The organism is Nocardia gipuzkoensis (assembly GCF_021183645.1).
Taxonomy (GTDB): domain Bacteria; phylum Actinomycetota; class Actinomycetes; order Mycobacteriales; family Mycobacteriaceae; genus Nocardia; species Nocardia abscessus.
Genome location: NZ_CP089225.1, coordinates 6076973 through 6089806, shown reverse-complemented (window position 1 = coordinate 6089806; position 12834 = coordinate 6076973). Strand labels below are relative to the sequence as shown.

General features: G+C 69.5%; 13 protein-coding genes. 9 read left to right on the top strand and 4 right to left on the bottom strand.

Features of this window, described 5'->3' with window-relative positions; genetic code table 11:
* Positions 1 to 11: 11 nt before the first annotated feature.
* The gene (locus LTT66_RS27840; protein ID WP_233069420.1) at positions 12 to 1178 is read right to left on the bottom strand and encodes a CaiB/BaiF CoA transferase family protein; all 1167 of its coding nucleotides are present in this window, start codon (positions 1176 to 1178) and stop codon (positions 12 to 14) included.
* A gap of 118 nt (positions 1179 to 1296) precedes the next feature.
* Positions 1297 to 2763, bottom strand: coding sequence for an aldehyde dehydrogenase family protein (locus tag LTT66_RS27835; protein ID WP_233061464.1), 1467 nt, complete (start codon positions 2761 to 2763; stop codon positions 1297 to 1299).
* Positions 2764 to 3061: 298 nt separating this feature from the next.
* Between LTT66_RS27835 and LTT66_RS27830 the strand changes: the two genes are divergently transcribed.
* The 9 genes from LTT66_RS27830 to LTT66_RS27790 all read left to right on the top strand — a co-directional run bounded on the left by LTT66_RS27830 (position 3062) and on the right by LTT66_RS27790 (position 11206).
* On the top strand, positions 3062 to 3769 hold the full coding sequence (locus tag LTT66_RS27830) for an SDR family NAD(P)-dependent oxidoreductase (protein ID WP_233061462.1): 708 nt from the start codon (positions 3062 to 3064) through the stop codon (positions 3767 to 3769).
* A gap of 67 nt (positions 3770 to 3836) precedes the next feature.
* Positions 3837 to 4697 (top strand): mycofactocin-coupled SDR family oxidoreductase, encoded by an 861-nt coding sequence (locus tag LTT66_RS27825; RefSeq protein WP_233061460.1) that lies wholly within the window; start codon positions 3837 to 3839, stop codon positions 4695 to 4697.
* Positions 4698 to 4711: 14 nt separating this feature from the next.
* Positions 4712 to 4906, top strand: coding sequence for a ferredoxin (locus LTT66_RS27820; protein WP_181725050.1), 195 nt, complete (start codon positions 4712 to 4714; stop codon positions 4904 to 4906).
* A gap of 10 nt (positions 4907 to 4916) precedes the next feature.
* Positions 4917 to 6269, top strand: a complete 1353-nt coding sequence (locus LTT66_RS27815; protein ID WP_233061458.1) for a cytochrome P450 — start codon at positions 4917 to 4919, stop codon at positions 6267 to 6269.
* Positions 6270 to 6367: 98 nt separating this feature from the next.
* Positions 6368 to 8059, top strand: coding sequence for a thiolase C-terminal domain-containing protein (locus LTT66_RS27810; RefSeq protein WP_233061456.1), 1692 nt, complete (start codon positions 6368 to 6370; stop codon positions 8057 to 8059).
* A 25-nt stretch (positions 8060 to 8084) separates the two neighbouring features.
* A complete protein-coding gene (locus LTT66_RS27805; RefSeq protein WP_233061454.1) occupies positions 8085 to 9044 on the top strand; it encodes an alpha/beta hydrolase in 960 nt (319 codons plus the stop codon).
* Positions 9045 to 9048: 4 nt separating this feature from the next.
* Complete coding sequence (locus LTT66_RS27800; protein WP_181725058.1) at positions 9049 to 9570, top strand: DoxX family protein; 522 nt, start codon at positions 9049 to 9051, stop codon at positions 9568 to 9570.
* Positions 9570 to 10388, top strand: a complete 819-nt coding sequence (locus LTT66_RS27795) for an NAD(P)-dependent oxidoreductase (protein WP_233061453.1) — start codon at positions 9570 to 9572, stop codon at positions 10386 to 10388. The genes LTT66_RS27800 and LTT66_RS27795 overlap by 1 nt, the downstream gene beginning before the upstream one ends.
* 14 nt (positions 10389 to 10402) lie before the next feature.
* Positions 10403 to 11206 carry an NAD(P)-dependent oxidoreductase gene (locus LTT66_RS27790; protein ID WP_233061451.1) on the top strand — a complete coding sequence of 268 codons (804 nt, stop codon included), beginning with the start codon at positions 10403 to 10405 and terminating at the stop codon, positions 11204 to 11206.
* Positions 11207 to 11239: 33 nt separating this feature from the next.
* Here the strand turns inward: LTT66_RS27790 and LTT66_RS27785 are convergent, their stop codons facing one another.
* Both LTT66_RS27785 and LTT66_RS27780 read right to left on the bottom strand, forming a co-directional pair.
* Positions 11240 to 11428: a ferredoxin gene (locus LTT66_RS27785; RefSeq protein ID WP_233061449.1), complete on the bottom strand. Its 189-nt coding sequence runs from the start codon at positions 11426 to 11428 to the stop codon at positions 11240 to 11242.
* Complete coding sequence (locus tag LTT66_RS27780) at positions 11425 to 12726, bottom strand: cytochrome P450 (protein ID WP_233061447.1); 1302 nt, start codon at positions 12724 to 12726, stop codon at positions 11425 to 11427. The genes LTT66_RS27785 and LTT66_RS27780 overlap by 4 nt, the downstream gene beginning before the upstream one ends.
* Positions 12727 to 12834: the final 108 nt, after the last annotated feature.

Sequence of the window (12834 nt, the reverse complement as noted above, 5' to 3'; positions counted from 1 at the left end):
TTTTCCCACGCTCAGGCGACCGCGCCCGCGGCCTTCAGCGCGATGATGCGATCCCAATCCAGGCCGAGTTCGAGCAGGACTTCCTCGGTCTGGGCGGCGAATTCGGGCCCGGGCCGCAGCTCCGGTGCGCCGACGTCGAACTGCACCGGGCTCGACACCAGCTCCAATTCGCCTGCGGGCAACAGATATTCGTTCGCCCTGATCTGCGCGTCCTGCGTCACCTGCCACGAGTCCTGCACCGGAGCCCACGGTCCGGCCAGGGTGGCGAAGCGCTCGGTCCACTCCGCCAGGGTGCGTCCCTTGATCACCTCGCGCAGGATCTGCACCGCATCGGCGGTGTGCGCGGCGATCTGCCCGGCGTCGGCGAAACGCGGATCGTCGGCCAGCTCCGGCCGGTCGATGTGGCGGCAGACGTCCGCCCAGAACTTGGCGGGCTGCAGCATGACGAACGACAGATAGCGGTCGTCGGCGGTGGCGTAGAGGCCCGAGAGCGGGTTGGTCGGCGCGCCGTGGGCGCCCGGCACCGGCGCCACCAGCGGTTTGTCCTGACTGGCCGACAACGCGACGGTGTGGCCCAGCGCCCACAGCCCGCTGCCGAGCAGCGAGACATCGACCACCGAAGGTTGCCCTGTCCGTTCCCGTTTCAGCAGCGCGGCGGCGATCCCCCCGGCGAGATTCGTGCCGGAGATGGTGTCGCCGAACGCCGGGCCGGGCGGCTGGATCATGCCCTCGGTGCCGGGCGGGGTAATGGTGGCCGCGATGCCGCCGCGGCACCAGAACGCGGTCATGTCGTAGCCGCCCCGGTCGGACTCGACACCGCGCGGTCCCAGCGCGCTACCCCGCGCGTAGACGATGTCCGGGTTCACCGCGCGGATATCGTCCACATCGATGCCGAATTTGGCGCGCGCCTGCGGCAGGAAGCTGGTCAGGAACACGTCGGCACGGCGGGCCAGGTCGTAGATCACCTCACGACCCTCGGCCACCGACATGTCGACGCCGATGCTGCGCTTGCCCCGATTGGCGTGCTCGACATTGGGATTCGGGTCGCCTTCGATCTTGAACACCCCGACCTGCCGCAGGCCGCGCTGCGGGTCACCGGTGACGGCGTGCTCGACCTTGACGACGTCGGCGCCCCAGTCGGAGAGCACGGCGCCCGCCGACGGGACGAACCCGTACATCGCGACTTCCAGCACGCGGATGCCTTCCAGCGGCTTGCTCACCACTCCACCTCGCCCGTGCTCGGTCCCGTCGCGCACGAGGGCGCGCTGTGTCCTCGGTGCACTCGCCGGTGCCGGCTCACGCGACCACCTCCGCGAGGGTCTTGCGCTCCAGGAATTCCTCCAGCCCGACGCGGCCCATCTCCCGGCCGATGCCCGACTGCTTGTATCCGCCGAACGGCGCGTCGGGATGGAAGTAGTTGCCGCCGTTGATGCTGAGGGTGCCGGTGCGGACGCGTCGCGCGACCGCCTTCGCCCGGTCCGAGTCGGCGCTGAACACCGCTCCGGACAGGCCGTAGATGGAGTTGTTCGCGATGCGGACCGCCTCTTCCTCATCGGTGTAGGGAATGAGCGCCAGCACCGGCCCGAACACCTCCTCCTGCGCGATCTCGCTGTCCGGGTCGACATTCGCCAGCAGGGTGGGCTGGTAGAAGTAGCCCGGGTCCAGCTTCTCGCCGCCGGTGACGAGGGTGGCGCCCGCCGCCACCGCGCGCTGCACCATGCCGTGCACCTTCTCGCGCTGACGTGCACTGATCAGCGGGCCCATATACGTCTTGGGATCGCTCGGGTCGCCGTGGGTGACGTGGGCGAAATTGCCCGCGATCAGCTCGGCGACCTTGTCGTGGTCCTGCCGCGGCACCAGCACCCGGGTGGTCAGCGCGCAACCCTGCCCGGCATGGGTGACCACGCTGAACGCCGCGAACAGAGCGGCTTTGGTGTAGTCGGCGTCGTCGAGCAGGATCATCGCGGACTTGCCGCCCAGCTCCAGGAACACCCGTTTGAGCGTGCCGCTGGCGGCGGCCATGATCTGGCGGCCCACCGGGGTGGACCCGGTGAAGGTCACGACGTCGACGCCGGGGTGGGTGGTCATCCGCTTGCCGACCTCGACATCGGAGGAAGCCAGGACGTTCACCACGCCGGCCGGGATGTCGGTGTGCCGCGCGATGATCTCCCCCAGCGCCAAGGTGGCCAGCGGAGTGTCGGGCGCGCCTTTGAGCACGATGGTGCATCCGGCGGCGAGCGAGGGCGCGAGTTTGGCCAGCGCCAGCTGATGCGGGTAGTTGTAGGCGGCGATAGCGGCCACCACGCCCGCGGCTTCCAGCTCCACCCAGCGCCGGTGCCGCTGACCACGGATCTCGACCACACCGAGGTCCTCGCTCCAGGCGTAGTCCGCCAGCAGCCCGGCGTAGTAGCGCACGATCTCGAACGGGACCTCGAGCTGGTTGCCGTGGGTGAGCGTGCGCGTCGCGCCGACCTCCGCGATGGTCAGCTCGCGCAGTTCCTCCACGTTGTCGCGCAGCGCCTGGTACAGCTGGTTCAGGCAGTGCGCCCGGAACTCGTGATCGGTCGCCCAATCGGTGGTGTCGAATGCCCGCCGCGCCGCCGCGACGGCCGCGTCCACCTCCGCCACACCGGCTTCCGGCGCGTGGCCGTACACCGCACCGGTGGCGGGATCGAGCGATGCGAGCGTGCGCCCGGTCTCGACCAGCTGTCCGTCGATCAGCAGCCGCCGCGCCACCGCTACCGCTTGTTCCTGCGTTGACATCCTGTCTCCTCGCCGGATGTGGAAATAACATTCTCTATATTCGAGAATTTAACACTCGCCCTACCGAAATGCAGCCACTATCGCCAACCTGCGCCCCGTGCCGTCCCTCGCCGCGGGCATGCCAGCCCGGACTCCACCGTTCGGAGTGCGGCTCTTGCGCACCCGATCTGAACGAGAGTACGGTTCTCGCATTCGGAAGGGAGATTCTTGTGGTCGACACAACACGCCACCCGGCCTCGACCGAGCCGAGCCAGCGCCGGGCGCCGGTCGGCTCGAGTATCGGAGAGGGGTCGCACGCGTGAAGACGGCAGTGGTCACCGGAGGGGCGTCCGGAATCGGGCTGGGGATCGCACGGCGGTTGCGCAGCAACGGTTTCCATGTCGCCTCGCTGGACCTCAATCCGCCCGCCGACGACGACTTCGCCTACCGCGCCGACGTCACCGAACCGGAGCAGATCGCCGAGGCGCTGACCGCCATCCGCGGCAAGCTCGGCCCGGTCACCGTGCTGGTGAACGCCGCGGGCGTCGACGGTTTCAAACGCTTCCAGAACATCGCGTTCGAGGAATGGCAGCGAGTGATCGATGTCAACCTCAACGGCGTCTTCCACTGCGTCCAAGCGGTGCTGCCGGACATGCTGGCGGCCGGCTGGGGGCGCATCGTCAACATCTCCTCCTCCAGCACGCATTCGGGCCAGCCGTTCATGACGCACTACGTCTCGGCCAAGTCGGCGGTCAACGGCCTGACCAAAGCGCTGGCGCTGGAACTGGGCCCGTCCGGCATCACCGTGAACGCGGTGCCGCCCGGGTTCATCGACACCCCGATGCTGCGCAAGAACGAGGAGGCTCGCCGCCTCGGCGGCACCGTGGAGGACCACATCCAGCGGACTCCGGTCCGCCGGGTCGGCACACCCGAGGACATCGCCGCCGCCTGCGCGTTCCTCATCTCCGAGGAGGCCGGCTACATCACCGGCCAGATCCTCGGCGTCAACGGCGGACGCAACACCTGAGACCCGTCGCGCACCGAGCGTGCGGGACGGATGCAGCCCGAATAGAGCAAGATCGAAAGGAAGGCCCGTGGGACGTGTAGAGGGCAAGGTCGCCTTCGTCACCGGAGCCGCTCGTGGCCAAGGCCGCAGCCATGCGGTACGGCTGGCGCAGGAAGGTGCCGACATCATCGCGGTGGACATCTGCCGCGACATCGACACGATCGGGTACGCGCTGTCGCGCCAGGAAGACCTGGACGAGACCGCGCGGCTGGTCGAGAAAACCGGTCGCCGCATCGTCGCCGAACCGGCCGACGTGCGCGAGGGCGGGCAATTGCGCGCCGTGCTGGAACGCGGCGTCGCGGAGTTCGGGCGGCTGGACATCGTGATCGCCCAGGCCGGCATCGCGGGCATGAAGGGCACGCCGCAGTGGCAGGCCTGGTCCGACGTCATCGATACCAACCTGGTCGGCGTGATCAACACCATCCAGGTCGCGCTGCCGCATCTGAGCGCGGGCGGCTCGATCATCGCCACCGGGTCGGTGGCGGCGTTGATGGACGTCTCGAAAGTGGACCAGCCGGGCAAGGATCCCGGCGGCATCGCCTACGTGGTCGCCAAACGCGGCCTGGCGCAATACGTGCACGCGCTCGCCCTGCACATCGCGCCGCAGAACATCCGGGCCAACGTCATCCATCCCACCAACTGCAACACCCCGATGCTGCAGAGCGAGCCGATGTACCGATCCTTCCGCCCGGATCTGGAACATCCCACCCGCGCGGACGCCGAACCCGCCTTCCATGTGCAGCAGGCCATGCCGACCCCCTACGTCGAGCCCGAGGACATCAGCGACGCGGTGTTGTTCCTGGCCTCCGACGAGGCGCGCTACATCACCGGCACGCAGTTGCGCGTCGACGCGGGCGGCTACCTGAAGTGGTACGACTACCACATCTGAGAGGAAGAAACACCGTGAAGGTCCGAGTCGATCAGCAGCGCTGCCAAGGGCACACGCTGTGCGCGATGATCGCCCCGCAATCGTTCGAACTCAGCGAGATCGACGGCCACTCCTCCCCGGTCGGCGAATCGATTCCGGCGGATCAGCAGGATCGGGTACGCGAGGCCGTCCACTCCTGCCCGGAACGCGCGATCTCGATCGCCGAGTAGGGGCAGCGCCATGACCGTGCAAAACGTCACCGATCGCAAGCAGCCTCGGTTCCATTTCGACCGTTACGCACCGGAGTACCGGGAGAACTTCCAGTCGATCACCGAGGAGATGCAGAGCGAGTGCCCGCTCGCTTGGACCGACACCTACGAGGGTCACTGGGTGGCGGCGGGCAACAAGGAGGTGTTCGAACTCGCGCGCTGCCCGCACGTTTCCAACGACAACGACCCGCAGGGAGTTCGGAAGGGCTACAAGGGCATCTCCATTCCGCCGCCGCCCCGGGCGCGTGGCATCCGGGGCGGCATCCTGGAGATGGACGAGCCCGAGCATCGGGAACTGCGCTCCGCGCTCAACCCGTATCTCTCCCCCGCCGCCGTCAAACGCTGGATTCCGTTCGTGGACGAGGTGGTGCGCGCGGCCCTGGACGAGAAGATCGAGAGCGGCCGTATCGATTTCGTCGACGATCTGGCCAATGTCGTTCCCGCCGTGCTGACCCTGGGGATGCTGGGCGTCCCGTTGCGGAAGTGGACCATCTACAACGAGCCGGTGCACGCCGCGGTGTACACGCCGCCGGATTCACCGGACTACCCGCGCATCGCGGAGATGCACCGCACGATGGGCCTGGACCTGCTGACCAACCTCGCCGAGATCCGGGAGAATCCCCGTCCCGGCCTCATCCACGCGGTCGCCTCCGCGCCGGTCAACGGGGAGCCGCTGCCGGACATGGAGATCCTGGGCATGCTCAGCCTGCTCATCGGCGGCGGTTTCGACACCACCACCGCGCTCACCGCGCACGCCCTCGAATGGTTGTCCGAGCATCCTGGCGAGCGCGAAGCCCTCGGCCGGGAACGAGATCTGCTGCTGGACTCGGCCACCGAGGAATTCCTGCGCTACTACACCCCGGCTCCGGGCGACGCGCGCACCATCGCCCAGGACTGCGAGGTGGCGGGAACCTCCTTCAAAGAAGGTGATCGGGTCTGGTTGTCCTGGGCGATGGCCAATCGCGACCCGGCGGTGTTCGACAATCCGGAGGAACTGATCCTGGATCGGAAAGGCAACCGGCACTACAGCTTTGGTCTCGGCATCCACCGCTGCATCGGTTCCAATGTGGCCCGCACGGTGTTCAAGCGGATGCTGGTGGCCGTGCTGGACCGGATGCCGGACTTCCGTTGCATCCCGGAGGAGACCGTGCACTACGACACGATCGCGGTCATCCAGGGCATGCGGCACCTGCCCACCGAGTTCACCCCGGGTCCCCGGCTCGGTCCCGGGCTCGACGAGACGCTGGAGAAGCTGCAGAAAGTCTGCGACGAGCAGCGGCTCGCCGAGCCGGTGACCGTGCACAAGGGCACGGCTCAGATCTGACCGGAAGCGGTCGGCAACAACCGAACCGGACGACCCGCCGCGTGTGGCCGACGCCGGACACACGCGGCGGTCGGCTGCGACGACTACGAGGAGGCGCTGTGGCAGACGCGGAGGAGAAGACGCCTGCGACGACGGCCGAGCCGTCGGGCCGGCCGCTGCCGCTGCTCGGCCTGGACACCGAGTTCTTCTGGACCTCGGGGGCCGACGGCACGCTGCGCATCCAGGAGTGCCGATCCTGCACGGCGCTCATCCATCCGCCGCAGCCGGTGTGCCGGTACTGCCGCGGGCACGATCTCGGTGTGCGGGAGGTCTCCGGCGCGGCCACTCTGGCGAGCTTCACGGTGAACCACCGGTTCGCCGTGCCCGGCCTGCGACCGCCGTACGTGGTGGCGCAGGTGGCGCTGGTGGAGGATCCCCGAGTCCGGTTGACCACCAACATCATCGACGCCGATCCCGGCGACCTCGCCCTGGGCATGCGGGTCGAGGTGGTCTTCCAGCAGGACGCCGACGTCTGGCTGCCGCTGTTCCGGCCCGCCGCCGAGCACACCGAGCCCGCACCGCTGCCGGTGGACGAGATCGAGCCGGAGCGGTTCGCCGAATATGTGCGGCCGATGCTGCGGCAGGAAAAGTTCGAGGAGAAGGTCGCGCTCACCGGAATCGGGATGTCCCGGATCGGGCGCAGGCTCATGGTGCCGCCGCTGGAGCTGACGATCGAGGCGTGCGAGCGCGCCGTAGCCGACGCGGGCCTGGCGCTCGACGACATCGACGGCCTGGCGTCCTATCCCGGCGGCGGCAATCTCGGCGGCTTCGGCGAGGGCGGGGTGACCGCGCTGGAAGCCGCGCTCGGTCTGCGCCCCAGCTGGCACAACGGCGGTATCGAGACCTTCGGGCCGGGCGGGTCGGTGGTCGCGGCGATGACCGCGGTGGCGGCCGGGCTGGCCCGGCACGTGCTGTGCTTCCGCACCGTCTGGGAATCGACCTTCAACGAGCTGGCGAAGGCGGGACGGATCCCGTCCTCCGGTGGCCGCACCACGAGCTGGCTCACGCCCTTCGGCGCGATCTCCGCCGCGCACACGCTCGCCCAGAACGCGCAGCGTCACTTCCACCGCTACGGCACCACGCGCGAGACGCTGGGCTGGATCGCGCTCAACCAGCGCGCCAACGCCGAACTGGAGCCGACCGCGGTCTACCGCGACCCGATGACCATGGACGACTACCTCTCGGCGCGGCCGATCACCACCCCGTTCGGGCTCTACGACTGCGACGTCCCCTGCGACGGCGCGGTGGCGGTGATCGTCTCGGCGATCGACGCCGCACGCGATCTGCCCACCGCGCCGGTGCTGGTGGAGGCGGTCGGCACGCAGATCATCGAACGCGTCGAGTGGGACCAGAGCACGCTCACCCACGAACCACAGGTGCTCGGCCCGGCCGCGCACCTGTGGACGCGCACCACGCTGCGCCCCGAGGACGTCGACGTCGCCGAACTCTACGACGGGTTCAGCTTCAACTGCCTGTCCTGGATCGAGGCGCTCGGCTTCTGCGGAATCGGCGAGGGCAAGGATTTCCTCGACGGAGGCAAGAACATCGCCCGCGACGGCACGATCCCGGTCAACACGCACGGCGGCCAGCTCTCCCACGGCCGCACACACGGCATGGGCCTGCTGCACGAGGCGGTGGTGCAGCTGCGCGGCGCGGGCGGGGAGCGGCAGGTCGCCGGCGCCCGGGTCGCGGTCGTCTCCAGCGGCGGGCTCACACCCGGCGGGGCGATGCTGCTGCGCGCCGATTCTTGATCGCGGCGACATAGACAGGCACGCCATGACTCTCACCGAATCCGACCTCACCCCCCTCGCCGACGCCGGACCGCTGCCCGTGGAGGCCGAGGTCGACGGCATCCCCGTGTCGGGGCTGCTGGCCGAGGCGCCCGCGCCCCGCGCGGTGCTGGTCGCCCTGCACGGCGGCGCCACCACCTCGGCGTACTTCGACTGCCCTGGGCATCCCGAGCTCTCGCTGCTGCGGACAGGACAGCGTCTCGGTTACACCGTGCTGGCGCTGGACCGGCCCGGCTACGGCGCTTCGGGTCCGTTCGCCGACCAGCTCGTATCACCACGGCGGCGGGTCGATCTCATGTACGGGGCCGTCGAAGCCCACCTCGGCCACCGGGCGCGTGGCGCGGGCGTCTTCCTGCTGGCGCACTCGGCGGGATGCGAACTCGCGCTGCGCATGGCCGCCGACGAGCGCGGACGCGGACTGCTCGGCCTGGAGCTGGCGGGCACCGGCCGAACGCACCATCCCGAAGCCCAGGAAGTGCTGTGGGGCCCGCGCCCGGAGGGCACCCGGCCCGCCGGGCTCGGTGACCTGCTGTGGCGGCCGCGGCGGCTGTATCCGCCCGAACTCGTGGGCGGTGCGTCGATTGCCGTACCCGGCCCGAAGCTGGAAGCCGCCACCATCGCCAACTGGGCCGATCAGGAATTCCCGCGCTCGGCCGCGCGGGTGCGGATCCCGGTGCGGTTCACCGCGGGCGATCATGAGACGGTGTGGCGCAACGATATCGAGGAACTGACCCGCATCGGCGAACTGTTCCGCGCCGCGCCGCGGGTGGTGCTCAATCTGCAACCCAACACGGGGCACAACGTCAGCTTGGGCCACACGGCGGCGGCGTACCACCTGCAGGTGCTCGCCTTCGCGGAAGAGTGCGTCGTCGCCGAGACGACCGGCGAATTCACCGGTCCCGCTATGCAATTCGACGGCGGCGCGCACGCGCGGCCAGGAAGGTGAGGCCATGGAGGTCACCGATGTCGCGCTGCTGCTGCTGCGGCTGGTCGTAGGAGTCACCATGATCGCGCACGGCGTCAATCACTGGATCGGCGGCGGCCGGATCCCCGGGACGGCGCGGTGGTTCAGCGGGCTGGGGCTGCGCAACGGAGTGCTGCAGGCCTGGCTGAGCGTGATCACCGAGATCGGCGCGGGCGCACTGCTGGTGCTCGGTCTGCTCACCCCGCTGGCGGCCGCGGCGGTCGTCTCGGTCATGCTCGTCGCCGGATTGCTGGCGCACCGCGCGAACGGGTTCTTCGTCTTCAAGGAAGGCTACGAGTACGTACTCGTGCTGGCCGTGGTCGCGCTGGCGCTAGGTGTGCTCGGGCCCGGGTGGCTATCGCTGGACCACGCGGCGGACATCGAGATCACCGGCTGGGCCGGTGGCGGCATCGCGCTCGGTGTGGGCGTGCTGGCCACGGCCGGACTGCTGGCCGTCTTCTACCGGCCCGCCCCCGTGCCGGAAACCACTACCGAGGAGGTGCGCTGATGCGCGTCGGGTTCATCGGGCTGGGCAGTCAGGGCGCGCCGATGGCGCGCCGCATCGTCGAAGGCGGCTACCCGACCACTTTGTGGGCGCGCCGCCCCGCTGCGCTGGAGCCGTTCGCCGACACCGCGGCGGTGACGGCCGCATCACCCGCCGCCCTGGCCGCGCGCAGCGATCTGGTCTGCCTGTGCGTGGTCGGCGACGCCGACGTGCGCGAGGTGGTCACCGGGGACAACGGCGTCTTGGCCGGACTCGCACCGGGGTCGATCATCGCCGTGCACTCCACCGTGCACCCGGACACCTGCCGGGAGCTGGCGGAATCGGCTGCGGCCCAGCAGGTCGCGGTGATCGACGCGCCGGTCAGCGGCGGCGGGCCCGCCGCCGCGGAAGGCAGGCTGCTGGTGATGGCCGGCGGCGCGAGCGAGGCCGTCGAGCGCAGCCGGCCGGTGTTCGAGACCTACGCCGACCCGATCGTCCACCTCGGCGAGGTGGGCTCCGGGCAGGCCACCAAACTGCTGAACAACCTGTTGTTCACCGCGAATCTCGCCACCGCCGCCAGCACCCTGGCGCTCGGCCAGGAGCTGGGCATCAGCCCGGACCGGCTCGGCGAAGTGATCGCACACGGCACCGCGAACAGTTTCGCGCTGGGCCGGATCGTCTCCGCGGGCGGCACGTTGGACCGGCTGGCCGCGCACGCGGGCGATCTGCTGCGCAAGGACGTCGGACTGGTGGCCGGTTTGGCCGAGGCGGCGGGGATCGCCCCGGGAATCGTGCTCGGCGCCGCCGACGCGACGCTCGCGCTGATGGACCGGCAGCGCTGAAGGGAGAACCTCGCGTGCGCATCGGATTCGTGGGAGCCGGGCGGATGGGCCGCCCGATGATCCGGCGCCTGGTGCAAGCCGGGCACAGCGTCCGAGCGGTCGGGCGCTCCGCCGAGGCGCGTGCGGCGCTCGCCGAGACCGGAGCCGAACCGGTCGACTCCGTCACCGCCGCCGCCCGCGCCGCGGAAGCCGTTGTGGTGTGCGTGTTCACCGATGACCAGGTGCGCGAGGTGTGCCTCGACGGACCCCTGCTGCGCGCTCTGCCGCACGATGCCGTGCTGATCGTGCACACCACGGGAAGCCCCGCGACGGTGGCCGACATCGCCGCGGCGGCGCCCCCCGGCGTCGCTGTGGTGGACGCGCCGGTGAGCGGCGGACCGCACAGCATCGCCGCGGGCGAACTCACCGTCTTCCTCGGCGGCGCCGAAGACGCGGTGGATCGCGCGCGAGCGGTGGTGCGGGCGTATGCCGATCCGGTCCTGCACGTGGGTCCGCTGGGTGCCGGACAGCGAGTCAAACTGGTCAACAACGCGCTGTTCGCGGCGCAGATCGGCCTGGTCGCCGACGCGATCCGGCTGGGTGGCCAACTGGAGGTGGACGAAGCCACCCTGCTCGCCGCACTGCCGCACGCGAGCAGTAGCGGCCGTGCCGTCACCAGCGTCGCGGCGAAAGGGGCGGTCGAGGTGTTCCGCGCCTCGGTGGGCGAGTTCCTCCGCAAAGATGTGGCGGTAGCGCGCGCGTTGGTCACCGAATTGGGCGGCGACCTGGGGATACTGGACGCCGCCATCGCCGCGGACTGGCCCGCCGACCGGAGCTGATCAGCGCTCCGGGCGGCGTGCTCGCCGCCCTACTCACTCGACGACGATGGCACGCTCGGGGCAAGACTGCACTGCTTCGTGCACCTGTGCCTCGAAGTGCGCGGGCACCTCGGCGACGGTGGCTTCGGCGTAACCGTCGTCGGTCAAGGAGAACACGTCCGGGCACAGGCCGAGACAGACGCCGTGGCCCCGGCAGCGATCCGCGTCGACGGTGACCTTCATCGGGCCCCGCCCTCCGCGACGTCGAACTCCAGGTGCAGCGCGGTGAGCCCGCGCAAGATGAACGTCGGCAGATAGCGGTAGTCGCGCGCGCCCTCGGGGCCGTGCACGCTCTCGTCGATGCGGAAGTCGGTGGTGCGCTCGAGCAGCCGCTCGATGGCGACCCGGGCTTCGGCACGCGCGAGCGGCGCACCGGGGCAGGTGTGCACACCGCGACCGAAGGCCAAGTGCGACCGCGCGTTCGAGCGTTCCGCCGCGAAGGTGGTCGGATCCTCGAAGCGGCGCGGGTCCCGGTTCGCGGCGCCGTTGACCACCATCAGGACCGTGCCCACGGGCACCTCGGTCCCGCCGACCGTAGTGGATACCTTGGCCAGCCGGAAGTCGCCCTTGACCGGGCTCTCCATCCGGAGGCACTCCTCGATGAAGTTCTGGATGCGGCTGCGGTCCTCGCGCAGGTACTGCTGGATGTCCCGGCGCTCGGCCAAGATCTTGAGCGCCGAACTGAGCAGCCGGACCGTGGTCTCCTGTCCTGCCGAGAAGAGGTTCGCCGCCACCCGCACCACATCGAGCACCTCGGGCTCGCGGCCGTCCGGAAAGGTCGCGGTGGCCATGCTGGTCAGCACGTCGCCACGCGGGTTCGTTCTGCGGTCCTCGACGTAGTCGGAGAACTTGGCGTAGAGGAATTCGATGGGGTTGTGCGACATGTTCTCCCCCGCGGTGCTGCCGACGCTGGCGCCCTCGCGGTGCGGATCGCGTTGCAGCGCTTGGAGGAACTCCTCCTGGTCGTCCTCGGGGACACCCAGCAGATCGGCGATCACATACAGCGTGAAGGGGCCCGCGAATTCACCCATGCAGTCCCCCTTGCCCTTGGCCAGGTACTGGTCGAGCATCCGGTCGGCGATCGCCCACATCGCCTGCTCGTTCTCCTTGAGGCGTTTCGGGGTGATCAGCCGCATCAGCAAGGCGCGGTGATCGGTGTGCACCGGCGGGTCCAGGGTCGGCAACTGGTCGCTCATCGGCAGTTTGTCCCGGTGCTCGGCGATCAGCGCGTCGACGTCGGATCCCGGCTCCAGCGGAACCGGGAAACCGGGGAACGGACCGGTGACGGAGATACAGGAGGAGAACCGTTCGACGTCGTTGTAGACCTCGAGCGCCTCGTCGTAGCCGGTCACCATCATCACGTCGTGATGCTTCTCGCGCGTCACCGGGCACTGCTCGCGCAGCGCGTCGAAGTACGGGTACGGATCGGCGACCAGCTCCTGCCCGAGGAAGAAGTCCAGCTCCTGGAAGTTGTTCACCACTCGACGGTCCCTTCGACGCCCCGGCCTGCCCCGCTTTTCGGCGAGCAGTGCCAGTTGACTTCCGTGATTGAGAATATGACTCTCATCTGTGAGTATGAGATTTCCATA

What these genes read in the sequence shown, in the direction of transcription:
- LTT66_RS27805 (WP_233061454.1), top strand. Translation starts at nt 8,085, where the DNA reads ATGACTCTCACCGAATCCGACCTCACCCCCCTCGCCGACGCCGGACCG.
- LTT66_RS27795 (WP_233061453.1), top strand. Translation starts at nt 9,570, where the DNA reads ATGCGCGTCGGGTTCATCGGGCTGGGCAGTCAGGGCGCGCCGATGGCG.
- LTT66_RS27815 (WP_233061458.1), top strand. Translation starts at nt 4,917, where the DNA reads ATGACCGTGCAAAACGTCACCGATCGCAAGCAGCCTCGGTTCCATTTC.
- LTT66_RS27800 (WP_181725058.1), top strand. Translation starts at nt 9,049, where the DNA reads ATGGAGGTCACCGATGTCGCGCTGCTGCTGCTGCGGCTGGTCGTAGGA.
- LTT66_RS27840 (WP_233069420.1), bottom strand. Translation starts at nt 1,178, where the DNA reads ATGTACGGGTTCGTCCCGTCGGCGGGCGCCGTGCTCTCCGACTGGGGC.
- LTT66_RS27785 (WP_233061449.1), bottom strand. Translation starts at nt 11,428, where the DNA reads ATGAAGGTCACCGTCGACGCGGATCGCTGCCGGGGCCACGGCGTCTGT.
- LTT66_RS27835 (WP_233061464.1), bottom strand. Translation starts at nt 2,763, where the DNA reads ATGTCAACGCAGGAACAAGCGGTAGCGGTGGCGCGGCGGCTGCTGATC.